Raw genomic sequence first — 14,710 nt, 5'->3', positions numbered from 1 at the left:
GCAGTATCTCAGCTTTCCTAGCGGAGCGCCCACGACGCGCACATGCCGAGGGATAACCCTCAATGCACACGATGAAAGGTATGTGCGATATCGACGCACGGTCATTCCATTGACCGGAATTTTTTGGATTTTCCTATCGTTGACCGGAATTCTAAATTGACTCGGTCTATATGGCTGGACAGAATCGCCTCAGCCTGATGCCCCGATGCCCCTGCGCATCGCGAAGGCGCACCTATCAGGCACGGGAGCCGAACCATGTCGTTTCTCACGCTTGCCGACGTTTCGAAGTCGTTCGGCAACCTGCATGCCGTCGCCGATCTCAATCTCTCGGTGGAAAAAGGCGAATTCGTGTCGTTGCTCGGTCCGTCGGGCTGCGGAAAAACCACCACGTTGCAGATGATCGCGGGCTTCGTCCAGGCGAGCACCGGACGCATCGTGCTGGACGGGCGCGACATCACCGACATGAAGCCGAATCAGCGCGGCCTCGGCATCGTCTTTCAAAGCTACGCGCTGTTTCCGCACATGACCGTCGCGCAAAACGTGCGCTTCGGGCTCGACATGCGCCGCGTCGGCAAGGCCGAAAGCGAAACGCGCGTGCGCGAAGCGCTCTCTCTCGTGCGCCTCGACGCGCTGGCCGATCGCTTTCCGCGCGAGCTTTCGGGGGGGCAGCGTCAACGCGTCGCCATCGCGCGCGCCATCGTCATCGCGCCGCCGGTCCTGCTGCTCGACGAACCCATGTCGAACCTCGATGCCAAGCTGCGCGAGGAGATGCAATTCGAGCTCCGAGCCATTCAACGGCGTGTCGGCACGACGACGATCATGGTCACGCACGACCAGTCGGAGGCGCTGTCCATCAGTGATCGCGTCGTCGTGATGGAGGCGGGCCGCATCACTCAAGTCGACACGCCTTACCGCGCTTACGAGCGCCCGGAAAATCGCTTCGTCTCCGAATTCATCGGCAAGGCCAATCTGTTTTCGGGCACCGTCGTCGCGCACGACGATGCGAACCTGCACGTGACGATCGGGGCCGATCGCATCGAGGTCGGACGGCCATTGCACCCGCACGGCGAGAGCGTCGCGATCGGCGACGCCGTGACGGTTTGCATTCGCCCCGAAAAAGTACGCCTCGATGTGTCCGGAAACGGCCGGGTGTCCGCGACGGTCACGAGCCGATTCTTCCTCGGCAGCCAATGGCTGTACCGCGTGGACTGCCGCCTCGGCGAAGTACTCGTGTGCTGTCAGAACGAAGGCGACGAGCCCATCGCGGAAGGCGAGACCGTCGGCATCGATTGGAAACGGGAAGCCGTGCGCTTAGTGGGAAGGGATGTCCACCATGCCTAACGCAACGCTAGAAGCAGGTGCGCCGCGAGCATCGCGACGGCAAGCCGCGAATACCGCTCGCCGCTCGATGTGGCGAGCCTATGCCCCGATGTGGCTACTGTGCGCGCCGGCGCTCGCGCTATTCGCCGCGCTCGTGCTCGTGCCGCTCGCCATGACGTTCGTCTTGACGTTCTACCGGTTCGATCCCTCGGTCGGGCCGATCGCCGCATTCCAATTCGGCAACTACCTGAACGTCCTGAGTTCGCCCTACTACCAAACGATCTTTTTGCGCACGTTCGGGATCGCGGCCATCACGACCGTTTTATGCGCGGCCATCGGCGCGCCCGAGGCCTACGTGCTATCGAAGATGCGCGACCCGTGGCGCTCGGCATTCTTGCTGGTGATCCTCGCGCCGCTGCTCGTGTCCGTCGTCGTCCGTGCGTTCGGCTGGAGCATGTTGCTCGGCACGGCCGGCGTCGTCAATCAAGCGTTCGCCCTCTTCGGCCTCGGGCCTTACAAGCTCGAATACACGAATTTCGCGATCGTCATCGCGCTCGTGCACGTCATGCTGCCGTTCATGGTCATTCCGGTCTGGACGTCGCTGCAAAAGCTCGACCCGCAAACCGAGCAAGCCGCCCTTTCGTTGATGGCGTCGCCCGCCACGACGCTGCGCCGCATCGTCCTGCCGCAAATCATGCCCGGCGTGCTCTCGGGCAGTTTGATGGTGTTCGGGCTCTCGGCAAGCGCGTTCGCGATCCCGGGCCTGCTCGGCGGAAGGCGTTTGAAAGTGGCTGCCACCGCGGTCTACGACGAGTTTCTCGGCTCGCTCAATTGGCCTCTCGGCGCCACGATCGCCTTGCTGCTGCTGGCCGCCAACCTCGTCATCATGCTCACCTATTACCGAGTGCTCGAGCGCCGTTACGGCCGGGCGATGGGTTGAGCGAAGGATATCCTCATGCGACGCAACGGCCCTTTCGCTCTCGCCTTCCACACGCTCGTCATCGCGTTCGTGCTGGCTCCGCTCATCATCGTCGTGCTCGTCGCGTTCACGCCCGACGAAACATTGACGCTGCCCACGCACGGCTTATCGCTGCGATGGTTCCGCGCCATCTTGCAGTACCCCGACTTCATTTCGGCCTTCTTCACGAGTCTGAAGCTTGCGTTCACCTCGGCCACGCTCTCGCTCGCCATCGCCTTGCCGGCCGGCTTGGCGATCGCGCGAGCGCGCTTTCCGGGCCGCGATTTTTTGAACGCGTTGTTGCTTTCGCCGCTCGTCATTCCGGGGCTCGTGCTGGGCATCGCGCTATTGCGATTTTTCGCGCTGATTGGCGCGACCGGCTCGTTCGCCTGGCTCGCGCTCGCCCATACCGTCATCGTCACCCCGTTCGTGCTGCGGCTCGTGCTGGCCGCCGCGACCGGCTTGGACCGCAGTGTGGAACATGCCGCGCAATCGTTGGGGGCCGACGCCTGGACGAGCTTTCGGCGCGTGACGCTGCCCATGATCGTGCCCGGCATCACGGGCGGCTGGCTGCTCGCGTTCATCAATAGCTTCGACGAACTGACGATGTCGATCTTCGTCACCTCGCCGCAAACGGTCACGCTGCCGGTGCGCATGTATATGTACGCGACCGAATCGATCGATCCCATGATGGCGTCCGTATCGACGCTCGTCATCTTCATCACGGCCGGCGCCATGCTGCTGCTCGATCGCATCTACGGATTAAACCGCATTCTGATCGGCCAGCATTGATCCCGACGCTCCCCTTCGCATTTAGGACACCGAACCATGCGCCATGACGAAGGACAGTGGGTGCGCTTAGCCGAAATCGACCGCGCCCCCGTCTTCTTCTCGCTCGACGGCACGCCCGCCCGCGCGCTCGAAGGCGACACGGTGTTGACCGCCATTCTCACCGTACGCGGGGCGCTGCGCGCGTCCGACTTCACAGGCGAGCCGCGCGCCGGATTTTGTTTGATCGGCGCGTGCCAGGACTGCTGGATTCGCACCGAGGACGGCCAACGATTGCGCGCGTGCACGACCGGTATCGAAGCCGGCATGCGTTTGCTCACGCGCGTGCCCGGCACGAGCAGCACCGATGCAGAGCACGCTCGATGACGAATGAAGCGAAAGTGGTGATCGTCGGCGCCGGCCCCGCGGGCATACGGGCGGCCGAGGCGCTCGTCGCCGAAGGCGTGCATCCGATCGTGCTCGACGAGAATGCGCGCTGGGGCGGTCAGATCTATCGTCAGCCGCCCGACGGGGCCGGTTTTCGGCGCGAGCCGCGCGAACTGTACGGCTTCGAAGCCCGCAAAGCCACGGCGCTGCATGCCGCCATGGCCAGCTTATTGCCGCACCTGGACTACCGGCCTCACACGCTCGCCTGGGCGTGCGAAGTCTATGCGCACGCCGAGCAAAGGCCGGGCCGCTCGAGCGCGCTCGTGGGCCATTTGGCGACGCTGCGGGCCACGCGCGAACAGAACGTGCCGTTCACGCACTTGATCGTCGCAAGCGGCGCGACGGATCGTATATTGCCGATGCCCGGTTGGACGCTGCCCGGCGTTTATACGCTGGGTGCCGCGCAAACCGCGTTGAAGGCGCAAGGCTGTGCGATCGGCAGACGGGTCGTCTTTGCCGGTACCGGGCCCTTGCTGTACCTCGTCGCCTATCAATACGCGAAGGCCGGCGCCCGCGTGCTCGCCGTGCTCGATACGAGCCCCATCGAGGCGCAAGCCGCTGCGTTGCCCAAGCTCATGGCGCAGCCGTCGATACTGGCCAAGGGCCTCTATTACGTCGGCTGGCTGCGCGCGCACGGCGTCCGGATCGAGCGCGGTGTGTCGCTCGAAGGCGTGCTCGGCGAAGGGCAGACCACCGGTATCGCTTGGCGTAGCGGCGCAAGCCCGCGCGCGACGAACGATGACCGCCTGCATACGCTCGAGTGCGATGCCGTCGGTTACGGCTTCGGTCTGCGTCCGGAGACCCAGCTCGCCGATATCGCGGGATGCCGGTTTTACTACGACGCGATCAACCGGTGCTGGCTTCCCGAGCGCGATGAAGCCGGCCGCACCTCGGTGCGCGGGATCTACGTCGCCGGCGACGGAGCCGCCATCGCGGGGGCCGATGCCGCGCAGCGCACGGGACGTCTTGCCGCTCTCGCGGTGCTCGATGATATGGACCGCGAGGCAACGCGCGAACGCCGCATGCCGCGCGTCGACGCAGCGGGGTCTGTGCGACGCGCGCAGCAACGCACGGCCACGTTTCGCGCCGGGCTCGAATCGGCGTTTCGCACCCCCGTCGAATGCGCGGGCGCGTGGCCCGATGCGATGACGGTATGCCGCTGCGAGGAAATCGATGCGGGCTCGATTCGCCAATGCATTCGTTCCGGCGCGGCGCAGGAAATCAATCGACTCAAAGCGCTGACCCGTGTCGGCATGGGACGCTGCCAGGGGCGCATGTGCGGCGATGCGGCAGCCGCGCTGCTCGCCCACGAAACGCGTCTGCCGCCCGAGGCGCTCGGACGCCTGCGCGCCCAGGCGCCGATCAAACCCATCCCGCTCGCGGCCGCGCTTTGCGACGAGCGCGTGGCAGCCGTGCCCGAGGACGCGCGCGATGAATGAAACGGCACGGCACTTCGATGTGGCGATCGTCGGCGGTGGACTCGTCGGCGCCTCGAGCGCGCTCGCGCTGTCGCGCAAAGGCATGCGCGTGCTGCTGCTCGAGCGGCATTACTGCGGCGCGCAAGCGAGCGGCGTGAACTACGGCGGCGTTCGCTGCCAAGGCCGCCCCGCCGAGCAGTTGCCGCTGGCGATGCGCGCAAGACGAATCTGGGACGACCTGCCTCGGCACATCGGCACCGATGGCGAATTCATCGTTTCGGGGCATTTACGCCTGGCGCGCAGCGAGGCCGATCTCGCGGGCCTCGAAGCCTATGCGCAGATGGCCGCGCAGCATGGCTTGGCGCTGCGGTTGATGTCGGGCACGGCGTTTAGGCAACGCTACCCGTGGCTCGGCGCGGCCGCGCTCGGCGGCTCGCTGTGCGCGAGCGATGGCCATGCGAATCCGCGGCTCGTCTCGCCCGCGTTCGCGCGCGCAGCCCGGCAAGCCGGCGCGCTCGTGCTCGAGCACAGCGCGTTGACGCACGCGCATTTCGACGGCAAGCGCTTCTCGCTGCGCACGGCCGACGCGACGTTCGAAAGCGACTGGCTCATCAATGCGGCCGGCGCGTGGGGCCTCGCGCTCGCGGAGCGCTTCGGCGACGCCGTGCCCATGAAGCCCATCTACCCGAACATGTGGGTCACCGAGCCGTTGCCGCATTTTCTCGACCATAACCTCGGCGTCTTCGGCGGCGGCATCTATGCGCGGCAAGTGGAGCGCGGCAACTGTGTGATCGGCGGCGGACGCGGTCACGGCGACGGCGAGTTCGCGCAACCGTCATCGGACACGACGCGAGCGGTCATGCGCGACGCGTGCGCCCTGCTGCCCGCCCTACGCGACGCCCTGCTCATCCGGACCTGGAGCGGTGTGGAGGGCTGCACGCCCGACCACAATCCCGTCATCGGACCGAGCCGCGCGGTGCCGCGCTTATTGCATGCATTCGGTTTTTCCGGCGGCGGGTTTTTGCTCGCACCCGGCGTCGGCGAGGTACTCGCCGATCTCGTGTTCGACGGCGCCACCGAGACGCCGCTCGACGCGTTCGACGTCAACCGCTTCTCGGCCGTGCCCGCATGACGCTTCGCTGTTCAATCATTAGGAGACCTGAATGAAAGTTTTCCGCACTCTCTCGGCCGCTGCCATAGTGGCCGGTATGACGCTGGCCGCCCCCGCAGCCTGGGCGCAATCGAAAACGATCTACATCGGCATGAATGGCGGGCCAATGGAGAAGGCCTATACGAGCCAAGTCCTGCCGGCGTTCGAAAAGGCGAACAACGTGCAAGTGACCGTGGTACCCGGCACTTCGTCGGATATCTTGGCGAAGCTGCTCGCCAACCGCGCCCACCCGCAAGTGCATGTCGCCTTCCTCGACGACGGGGTGATGGCACGTGCCGTCAGTCTCGGCGTGTGCGAGAAGCTCGAAGATTCGCCGGTGCTCAAGGAGCTTTATCCGTTCGCGCGGATGAAGGACGACGTCGGTGCGGGCGTGCAGCTCGGCATGACGGGCATCGCCTACAACAAAAAGCTATTCGCCGAGAAAGGCTGGGCATCGCCTACGTCCTGGCTCGACTTCGCCGATCCGAAATACAAAGGCAAGGTCGTCTTCCAATCGGCCTCGAGCAGCACGTTCGGCCTGCACGGACTGCTTGCGCTGAATCGCATCTGGGGCGGCAGCGAACAAAACGTCGAGCCCGCGTTCACGAAGTGGCCGAGCACCGTGGGCCCGAACGTGGTCGAATACATTCCGAATTCGGCCAAGATCTCGGAGATGGTGCAAACGGGAGAAGCGGCGCTGTTCCCGCTTACGCCGACCGGCGTCGCCGACTTGCAGGACAAGGGCTTGCCCGTCGCGTATGTGAACCCGAAGGAAGGTCCGGTGCTGCTGCTCGTCGACGTGTGCGTCGTCAAGAACAACCCCGACGATCAGCTCGCGCAAAAGCTCGCGCAGTTCTTGCTATCGGCCCCGGCGCAAGAGAAAGCCGCTGAAGCCGGCAAGCAAATCCCGACGAATCGTCTCGCCAAAATGCCGGCGTCGATGCAGCAAAGCCTCGGCAATATCGACGACCTCGTTCACAAGGTGACGGTAGTCGATTGGAACGCGATCAACGCGCATCGCGCGCAGTGGGATACCCGCTGGAATCAGCAAATCGAGCGATAAGCGCCTACGAATCTACGAGGCAAGACGGCCGGCGCGTGCAACGCGCCGGGATCGTCGCTCAGGCCTTGATCGTGCGCTGGCGCACCGCTTCGAACAAGCACACCCCGCTCGCCACCGAGACGTTCAAGCTTTCTACCGTGCCGGCCATCGGGATGCGCATCACTTCGTCGCAGGTATCGCGCGTCAAGCGGCGCATGCCCTCGCCTTCCGCGCCCATGACGATCGCGACGGGGCCGTCGAGCTTCGTTTCATAAACGGTGGCTTGCGCGTCTCCGGCGGTACCGACGATCCACACGCCGGCGTCCTTCAGTTCGCGCAGCGCGCGCGCCAGATTCGTGACCGTGATGTAAGGCACCGTATCGGCCGCGCCGCTGGCCACCTTGGCAGCGGTGGCGTTCAAGCCCACCGCCTTATCGCGCGGAGCGATGACCGCATGCGCTCCCGCGCCGTCCGCCACGCGTAGGCACGCGCCGAGATTGTGCGGATCGGTCACGCCGTCGAGCACGAGCAACAGTGCCGGGCCGTCGATGCCGTCGAGCAGTTCCGCGAGATTTTGCGCAAGCGGCAGATCCGTTGCGCGCGCAACGACGCCTTGGTGGCGCTCCGTATGTGCGAGCCCCCATAGCCGCGTTTCGTCGGCCGCGATCAAACGCACGCCGGCTTCCTTGGCCGTTTGCAGAAACTCCTGCATACGACGATCGCGCCGCGTAGCGTCGTAAAACACTTCCTCGACCGTGGACGCATCGTGCCGCAAGCGCGCGGTCACCGCATGAAAGCCGTACAAAACCTTGAGACGTGCCATAGCAAAATCGAATCGGTATAACATCGAGCCTAAAAAGGCGAAAGCACAGCGGCGCGATGCGCTCGCTGTGCCCAGAAAAAAACGTCGCGGCGCCACCGAGCGGCGCCGCGAGTCGAACACCGGCGGTCAGCCCTTCTTCCGCACGCGCGCTTTCGGTGCTCCCTTCGTGGCCGCGCCGCGCTTCTTGGCCGCTTGTGCTCGAGCGGCGCGCGCTTCGACGACGGCCGGCGACTTGGCCGGCGCCGCCTTCTTACGCCGGACGTCCTCCGCTTGCGGCAGCGCACGCACGCGGGGCCCGCGCCCCGACGTCTCGGGCTCCCCGACGGGGCGAACCGGTGCGGCGCGCGTGCTGCCGGCCGCTTTCACGGGCGTGTCGCGCACGAGCCGGAAGTCGATCTTGCGCGCATCGAGATCGACGCGGCTCACCTGCACGCGCACGCGATCGGACAAGCGATAGCGAATACCCGTGCGTTCGCCGCGCAACTCGTTTTTGATCTCGTCGTACTGGAAATAATCCGAGCCGAGTTCGGTGACGTGCACGAGCCCCTCGATGAACAGCGAATCGAGTTGGACGAAGATGCCGAACGAGGTCACGCCGCTGACCATCCCGCCGTATTCCTCGCCGAGCTTATCGCGCATGAAGTAGCACTTGAGCCACGTTTCGACGTCGCGCGACGCTTCGTCGGCGCGCCGCTCGTTGGCCGAACAATGCAAGCCCAGTTCTTCCCAGATCGCGGTGTTTTCCCGCGAGCGCGGACGCGTTTGCTCGTCGGCCTGCTGCATCGCGCGAGCGCGCGGCGACAGTGCCGTGTTCAGCGCGACGCCGTTCGGTGCTTCGGGCCGATACTTCGTGCCGGACAAGATCGCGTAGATCGCCCGATGCGTCAGCAGATCGGGGTATCGCCGAATCGGGCTCGTGAAATGCGCGTACGCATCGTAAGCGAGACCGAAGTGGCCGATGTTATCGGGGCTGTAGACCGCTTGCTGCATCGAACGCAACAACATCGTTTGCAGCATTTGCGCATCGGGCCGGTCACGGATTTGCGCCATCAGCGCCGCGTAATCGCTTGCGTGAGGCGTTTCGCCGCCGCCGAGGCTAAGGCCCATACCGCGCAGGAACGTGCGCAAGTTTTCGAGCTTTTCGGCGGTGGGCCCCGCGTGAATGCGGTAAAGCCCCGGATGCTTGTTGCGCTTCATGAAGTCCGCCGCGCAGACGTTCGCCGCGAGCATGCATTCTTCGATGAGCTTGTGCGCATCGTTGCGCTGGCGCGGCAGGATCTGTTCGATCTTGCCTTGCGCGTTGCAGACGATATAGGTTTCGGTCGTATCGAAGTCGATCGCGCCGCGCTTTTGACGTGCGGCGAACAATGCCTTGAAAACGCCGTACAGATTTTGCAACTGCGGGACAAGCGCCGCGCGCCGTGCCGCTTCCGGGCCCTTCGTATTCGAGAGGACAGCGGCCACTTCCGTGTACGTGAGCCGCGCGGCCGAATGCATCACGCCCGGATAGAACTGATATGCCTTGATTTCGCCGCGCGCCGTGATCAGCATGTCGCAGACGAGCACGCATCGATCGACCTCGGGATTGAGCGAGCACAGGCCGTTCGAGAGTTTCTCCGGCAGCATCGGGATGACGCGGCGCGGGAAATAAACGGAGGTGCTGCGCTCGACCGCATCGGTATCGAGCGCGCTATCGGGCCTGACGTAATGCGAGACGTCGGCGATCGCCACGATGAGCCGGAAGCCCTCGCCGCGCCCGACCGTCGTGGGCTCGCAGTAGACGGCGTCGTCGAAATCGCGGGCGTCTTCGCCGTCGATCGTGACGAGCGGCACATCGCGCAGATCGACGCGATGGCGAATATCGACCGGGCGCACTTCATCGGGCAACCCGGCGGCTTGCGCGATCGCGGCGTCGGAAAATTCGTGCGGCACGCCGTACTTGCGCACGGCGATTTCGATTTCCATGCCGGGATCGTCGATATCGCCGAGCACTTCAACCACTCGGCCGAGCGGCTGCGAATGCCGGCTCGGGAAATCGGTCAGCTCGACGACGACGATTTGACCGACTTTGGCCTTCTTCGTGTTTTGCGTGACCAGGATGTCGTGGTTGATACGTTTGTCTTCGGGCGCGACGATCAGGGCGCCGTTTTCGTTGAGCAGGCGCCCGATCACGCGCTTGTTGGCGCGGTCGGTGACCTCGACGATGTGGCCTTCGGGGCGGCCACGGCGATCGTAGCCGACGATACGCGCAAGGACGCGATCGCCGTGCATGACCTTTTGCATTTCCGCGTTCGGCAGGAACAGATCGTCTTGGCCGTCGTCGCGGATGATGAAGCCGTAACCGTCGCGATGGCCTTGCACGCGGCCGGCGACGAAATTGGACGGATGGGCGAGCTGATAGTAGCCGCGCTTATCGAGCCGGATCTGGCCGTCGCGCTCCATGGCACCGAGGCGCTTGAAGAATCCTTCGCGCTCCTGGCGCTTGATCGACAGGGTCTCGGCAATGTCGTTGGCGGCGAGCGGCGTTTCGCTCGTGCGCAGCACGCCGAGGATTTCCTCGCGGCTGGGGATCGGGTACGGATATTTGCTCAAGGGGCGCTTGTCGATGATTGTTCTGGCTCGATAATGTTAGGACACGGCAATTCGCGCCATTCTATCACCCGCGCAAGGCCGCGCGACGGCCTCTCGGGCCTTGCACGCCCTTTCGCACGTGCGCTCGCCCGAGACGCCCGAAATGGGGCGCTAAGGGAGTGGCTTTAGGGGCATGACGCAAATTGCTTGACAGCACAGCCTAGCACGCTATAATGGCGATCTTTGTTGCAAGACGCACACCTGCCCAGGTGGCGGAATTGGTAGACGCACTAGGTTCAGGTCCTAGCGGTGGCAACATCGTGGAGGTTCGAGTCCTCTCCTGGGCACCAAAGGCACGATTCATTGAGAATCAAGCCAACGCAAAACACCCCGCAAAGCCTTATGCCTGCGGGGTTTTTTGTTTCATGGCGTCGCATGCCGTGGCAAAGGCGTATCATGGAATCTAAGATTTTTGCGTATAGCAGTGCGTATAACGCAGTCTTAGGGAGCCGGACATGCCGAAGCTCGCCACGAGGAAATCGGATGTAGTGTTCCGCCGCGCCAAGCCACGGGAAAAGCCTTACCAGATCGCCGATGGCGGCGGCCTGTCCTTGCTCGTTCAACCCAACGGCTCGAAGCTCTGGTTGTTCCGTTATCGGCGACCCGCCACCGGCCGGGACAATCTCATCAGTCTCGGCCCCTACGCCGACCTGACACCGAACGAGGCGCGCGAGCGTGCCGCCATGGCACGCACCAAGGTGCGCGACGGCATTGACCCGGTAGCGCAACGCCGAGCCGACAAGGCGGCAACTCGACGAGCCGCCAAGGGAGCATTTCACATCGTCGCGCGCGCGTGGCTCGGGTTCAAGCAGAAAGAATGGGCATCGGAGACGCATCGTAAGGCCGAACACGTCATCGACAATTACCTGATTCCGGAGTTGAAGGACCGTCCGATCGCCACGCTCGCGACCGCCGAAGTGAAACCCGTACTCGAATCCATTGCTCATAACACGCCGACTCTCGCGATCAAAGCGCGTCAGTACATCAACGGCATTGTCACGTTCGCGATTCAGAGTGGTTTGCGTGAGGACGGCAAGTTGTTGGCGTTGCGTGGCGTCGTTCCGAAGTACGATAAAGGCCATATTCCCGCCATTACGCGCCCTTCAGACATTGGGCCATTGGTGCGCGCGATCGATGCCTATAACTCACCCATCACGCGCGCCGCGTTGGAACTAACCATGTTGACCGGGCTACGGCCCGGAGTGGTCGCGGGCGCGCCCTGGGCCGAGATCGATCTTGACGCCGCCGAGTGGCATGTGCCGGCGGCGCGCATGAAGATGAAGCACGACCACATCGTGCCCCTACCCATGCAGGCGGTGGCGATCCTTGCGAATCTGCGTCCCTTGACCGGCAGCAGCGACTATGTGTTTCCCTCCCCTGCCCGGCAGAAAACGCCGCACCTGCATCGTGATGCCTTGAGCAAAGCGCTTCGAGAGATGGGCTTTCAGGGCAAGCATGCCGCGCATGGCTTTCGCGGCATGTTGCGCACGGTCGGCCGCGAGCGCCTGGGCATGGACCTCGATGTGCTCGAAGCTCAACTCGCGCATGCAAAGCGCGGCGACGTTCAAAAGGCGTACGACAGAACCACGTTCGACGACGATCGACGCCGGGTTATGCAGGCATGGGCCGACTACATTGACCGGATGCGCGCGGGCACGAAGAACGTCATCGAGTTGCACCCGCCTGCGGCATAGTCGCTTGGATGCGTCAACCTGAGACGAATTGCGCCTGTCTGCCGCATAATGCCTTTGCTACCTTCGAACGCTTGCAACTAACCGTCCCCGTGCGGCGGCATGGCCTTCACACGGGGCGTGTTAAAGGGCTGTCGCATGCACATCGATCCGGATTGGACATTTGATGAGTTTCGACGCGAATACGATAAGGCTGAAGTAGAGGCGGCACTTCACGGCTTGGTGAAACCGCCATCGCTCAGCACGTGCCAGGCGCAATGGGTGCAGCTTAGGAACATCAAGCGCCTCGAATCGCACTTCGTGGCCGGCGACACCCAGGCGCTTATGCTCGCAATAGCGCTCATCATGCAGCACCGCCTTGAACCACCGGAGTGGGTGGCGACAGCCTATCTTCGGGCCTACGACGACGTGCAAAACGGCGACGCCAATACCTGGGATGATGCGCTCGGGCACCCCTTCCCGAAAGGGAGGCAGCCTGCGGCGTTCCGCAAAGAACGCGACTTGGTGTTCACGGTGTGGCTGGCAATTCTCGAATCGCAAAAATCCGACGCTCCACCGCCTATCGATGATCTTCTATTCGAGCGCATCGCCGAACAAATCAAATGCGAGACCGGCGTCAAGAAACTTAGCGGCAGTGCCGTGAAGCTGTATTACCGGATGGCGAAGCGGACCCTTGGACCTGTGGGCGGCAAAAAATAAACGAATTTCTGCCGTGACGTTGGCCTTGTCGTAACTCTATTCTCGCGTCATCGCAACTCAAACTGGTGAATGCGATGGCAACCGAAAGAGGTGAGACGCTTCCGACGCGTCCGTCGCCGATGGCCGAGATCGATGCACCGCGGGAGGAAGTACTTACGTTGCTGATCCGCGAACTCGCCGCCTCGCAAGCGGAAGTGCGTGCGTTGCGCGCGCAACTCGATGGCAGCACGGACCAATCGGCAACAGCAGACGGAAATAAGACGAAGGGCCACTCGCGGCCGCCGCCCGCGACGCTCGCAACGTTTGACGCTCTGCCCGATAGCGCCGTCATCGATGTCTATTGTCTAGCTGCGCTTCGTGGCCGATCCGTCGCGTCCACGTGGCGCGACGCCGCCAAAGGCTTGATCCCCGCGCCGAAGAAATATGGATCGTCGACACGCTGGAATGTCGGCGAGGTACGCCGCGCGTTGGCGTTGACGGTGTAATCCCAGAGGTCAGATCGATTCCTCCCCTGCGTTGGCCGACGCAAACGCAGCTGAATATCGGCCCGCAGAGCGGGGGGCGGAATTCACAAAAAGAAAAGCCGACCACTGGTGAAGATGGTCGGCCTGGGGCGCATGAACGAGCTGAGCTAGCAGGCAACAACGCGTTAAGGCGAGCCAAGGGTAACACAGGGATTGCCTTTCCGTGCACCGAATCGGAGCAATCCAATGGCCTCGACCACCCAAATCAGCACGACGTCGGCAGCGCGTCCGAAGGAGTGCGTCCCGTCCCAGTCGAATTCCCCTCAGAAGCAATCCACGTCACACGAACTCCGGCAACGCGCTCGCAAGCGCGCTTGGCTGTGGTTCAGCCCTAACAAGGTGTCGTCGTGAAGCGGCCGGACGCGTTGGCCGCGCTCGAGACGTTGGACGGGACGAAAACCCAACACCGTATTTCGTGCCCGGCCTGCGGGCGTGGGCCTAACGACAGGACGATGGGGGTGACGCTTGACGTCGATGGTGGTGCGGTCTGGCATTGCTTTCGTTGTGGCGTTGCCGGCGCGCGCGCGGATCGCCAGATTTCTCACTACATCGGCAACTCGTTCGTGCGCCGCCCCGAACATAAGCAATTCGACACGCTAGCGCCTCGCTGGGCCTCCTATTGGAACCGCCTCGGTGTCCTGCGCGACGACGGCCTTGCGTATCTGAACGCTCGCGGCTGCGCGATCCCGCCGCTGGATGGCGATCTGCGCTTTGATCCGATGGCCCGTCATCCCAGCGGCTATGTCGGGCCGGCGATCGTTGGGCTTGTGACGGACGCTACCGACGCGCGCATCGCACGCACACTGCACCGGACCTGGATACAGGCCAACGGCATCAAGGCGCACCTTCAGACGCCGCGAATGCTCTTGCGACGACATCGAAAGGCGGGCGGCGTTATTCGGCTGTGGCCGGACGAAGCGGTGACCGTGGCAGTCGGCGTCGCGGAGGGAGTCGAGTCCGCCCTGAGCGCAGCGCGAGTTTTCAAACCGATGTGGTGTTGCCTCGATGCGGGCAACCTCGGCCAACTCCCTATGCTGCCCGGCGTCGAAGCAATCACAATTTTCGCGGACCACGACCCGCCAGGACTGCGCGCCGCCGAGGCGTGCGCGTCTCGTTGGTCCGACGTTGGTCGCCTGGTTCGTATTGTCTGCCCGCCGGAAGCCGGCCAGGACATGAACGACATTCTTCGCGAGGAACGTCATGCCTAACGGAACCGCAGGCGAAAAGAACGCGCGCGAC

Annotated in this window: 13 protein-coding genes and 1 tRNA gene; 12 read left to right on the top strand and 2 right to left on the bottom strand. The window is 63.8% G+C overall.

What is annotated here, in order from left to right; genetic code table 11:
- Positions 1-255 precede the first annotated feature (255 nt).
- Genes C0Z18_RS18600 through C0Z18_RS18570 form a run of 7 tightly spaced genes read left to right on the top strand, consistent with a single transcriptional unit; the run spans position 256 to position 7,124 of the window.
- The gene (locus C0Z18_RS18600; protein WP_102646898.1) at positions 256-1,341 is read left to right on the top strand and encodes an ABC transporter ATP-binding protein; all 1,086 of its coding nucleotides are present in this window, start codon (positions 256-258) and stop codon (positions 1,339-1,341) included.
- Entirely contained in the window at positions 1,334-2,260 is a 927-nt protein-coding gene (locus tag C0Z18_RS18595) for an ABC transporter permease (RefSeq protein ID WP_408647055.1), read from the top strand. The genes C0Z18_RS18600 and C0Z18_RS18595 overlap by 8 nt, the downstream gene beginning before the upstream one ends.
- A gap of 15 nt (positions 2,261-2,275) precedes the next feature.
- A complete protein-coding gene (locus C0Z18_RS18590) occupies positions 2,276-3,070 on the top strand; it encodes an ABC transporter permease (RefSeq protein WP_102646896.1) in 795 nt (264 codons plus the stop codon).
- Positions 3,071-3,106: 36 nt separating this feature from the next.
- Complete coding sequence (locus tag C0Z18_RS18585; RefSeq protein WP_102646895.1) at positions 3,107-3,433, top strand: (2Fe-2S)-binding protein; 327 nt, start codon at positions 3,107-3,109, stop codon at positions 3,431-3,433.
- Entirely contained in the window at positions 3,430-4,932 is a 1,503-nt protein-coding gene (locus C0Z18_RS18580) for an FAD/NAD(P)-dependent oxidoreductase (RefSeq protein WP_102646894.1), read from the top strand. The genes C0Z18_RS18585 and C0Z18_RS18580 overlap by 4 nt, the downstream gene beginning before the upstream one ends.
- A complete protein-coding gene (locus tag C0Z18_RS18575) occupies positions 4,925-6,043 on the top strand; it encodes an NAD(P)/FAD-dependent oxidoreductase (protein WP_102646893.1) in 1,119 nt (372 codons plus the stop codon). Before C0Z18_RS18580 ends, C0Z18_RS18575 begins: the two co-directional genes overlap by 8 nt.
- 31 nt (positions 6,044-6,074) lie before the next feature.
- A complete protein-coding gene (locus C0Z18_RS18570) occupies positions 6,075-7,124 on the top strand; it encodes an ABC transporter substrate-binding protein (RefSeq protein ID WP_102646892.1) in 1,050 nt (349 codons plus the stop codon).
- 58 nt (positions 7,125-7,182) lie between these two features.
- Here C0Z18_RS18570 and rlmB read toward each other — a convergent pair whose 3' ends face one another.
- Both rlmB and rnr read right to left on the bottom strand, forming a co-directional pair.
- The gene (rlmB, locus tag C0Z18_RS18565) at positions 7,183-7,926 is read right to left on the bottom strand and encodes a 23S rRNA (guanosine(2251)-2'-O)-methyltransferase RlmB (RefSeq protein WP_102646891.1); all 744 of its coding nucleotides are present in this window, start codon (positions 7,924-7,926) and stop codon (positions 7,183-7,185) included.
- A 126-nt stretch (positions 7,927-8,052) separates the two neighbouring features.
- Positions 8,053-10,518 carry a ribonuclease R gene (rnr, locus tag C0Z18_RS18560; protein WP_102646890.1) on the bottom strand — a complete coding sequence of 822 codons (2,466 nt, stop codon included), beginning with the start codon at positions 10,516-10,518 and terminating at the stop codon, positions 8,053-8,055.
- Between the two features lie 242 nt (positions 10,519-10,760).
- Here rnr and C0Z18_RS18555 point away from each other — a divergent pair.
- From C0Z18_RS18555 to C0Z18_RS18535, 5 genes are all read left to right on the top strand, one after another.
- Positions 10,761-10,847, top strand: a tRNA-Leu gene (locus C0Z18_RS18555).
- 165 nt (positions 10,848-11,012) lie between these two features.
- On the top strand, positions 11,013-12,251 hold the full coding sequence (locus C0Z18_RS18550; RefSeq protein ID WP_102646889.1) for a tyrosine-type recombinase/integrase: 1,239 nt from the start codon (positions 11,013-11,015) through the stop codon (positions 12,249-12,251).
- 135 nt (positions 12,252-12,386) lie between these two features.
- Positions 12,387-12,947, top strand: coding sequence for a hypothetical protein (locus C0Z18_RS18545; RefSeq protein ID WP_146014047.1), 561 nt, complete (start codon positions 12,387-12,389; stop codon positions 12,945-12,947).
- Positions 12,948-13,021: 74 nt separating this feature from the next.
- On the top strand, positions 13,022-13,432 hold the full coding sequence (locus C0Z18_RS33540; RefSeq protein WP_233217383.1) for a hypothetical protein: 411 nt from the start codon (positions 13,022-13,024) through the stop codon (positions 13,430-13,432).
- Between the two features lie 491 nt (positions 13,433-13,923).
- Positions 13,924-14,679 carry a toprim domain-containing protein gene (locus tag C0Z18_RS18535; protein WP_102646887.1) on the top strand — a complete coding sequence of 252 codons (756 nt, stop codon included), beginning with the start codon at positions 13,924-13,926 and terminating at the stop codon, positions 14,677-14,679.
- Positions 14,680-14,710: the final 31 nt, after the last annotated feature.

Origin of the sequence: Trinickia dabaoshanensis, from assembly GCF_002879885.1 — a bacterium.
Taxonomy (GTDB): Bacteria; Pseudomonadota; Gammaproteobacteria; order Burkholderiales; family Burkholderiaceae; genus Trinickia; species Trinickia dabaoshanensis.
This window is presented reverse-complemented; position numbering and strand designations above follow the sequence as displayed.

Coding starts and splice junctions, on each gene's coding strand:
- C0Z18_RS18575 (WP_102646893.1), top strand. CDS start 4,925: ATGAATGAAACGGCACGGCACTTCGATGTGGCGATCGTCGGCGGTGGA.
- rlmB (WP_102646891.1), bottom strand. CDS start 7,926: ATGGCACGTCTCAAGGTTTTGTACGGCTTTCATGCGGTGACCGCGCGC.
- C0Z18_RS33540 (WP_233217383.1), top strand. CDS start 13,022: ATGGCAACCGAAAGAGGTGAGACGCTTCCGACGCGTCCGTCGCCGATG.
- C0Z18_RS18535 (WP_102646887.1), top strand. CDS start 13,924: ATGGGGGTGACGCTTGACGTCGATGGTGGTGCGGTCTGGCATTGCTTT.
- C0Z18_RS18585 (WP_102646895.1), top strand. CDS start 3,107: ATGCGCCATGACGAAGGACAGTGGGTGCGCTTAGCCGAAATCGACCGC.
- C0Z18_RS18600 (WP_102646898.1), top strand. CDS start 256: ATGTCGTTTCTCACGCTTGCCGACGTTTCGAAGTCGTTCGGCAACCTG.
- C0Z18_RS18595 (WP_408647055.1), top strand. CDS start 1,334: ATGCCTAACGCAACGCTAGAAGCAGGTGCGCCGCGAGCATCGCGACGG.
- C0Z18_RS18550 (WP_102646889.1), top strand. CDS start 11,013: ATGCCGAAGCTCGCCACGAGGAAATCGGATGTAGTGTTCCGCCGCGCC.
- C0Z18_RS18570 (WP_102646892.1), top strand. CDS start 6,075: ATGAAAGTTTTCCGCACTCTCTCGGCCGCTGCCATAGTGGCCGGTATG.
- C0Z18_RS18545 (WP_146014047.1), top strand. CDS start 12,387: ATGCACATCGATCCGGATTGGACATTTGATGAGTTTCGACGCGAATAC.
- C0Z18_RS18590 (WP_102646896.1), top strand. CDS start 2,276: ATGCGACGCAACGGCCCTTTCGCTCTCGCCTTCCACACGCTCGTCATC.
- C0Z18_RS18580 (WP_102646894.1), top strand. CDS start 3,430: ATGACGAATGAAGCGAAAGTGGTGATCGTCGGCGCCGGCCCCGCGGGC.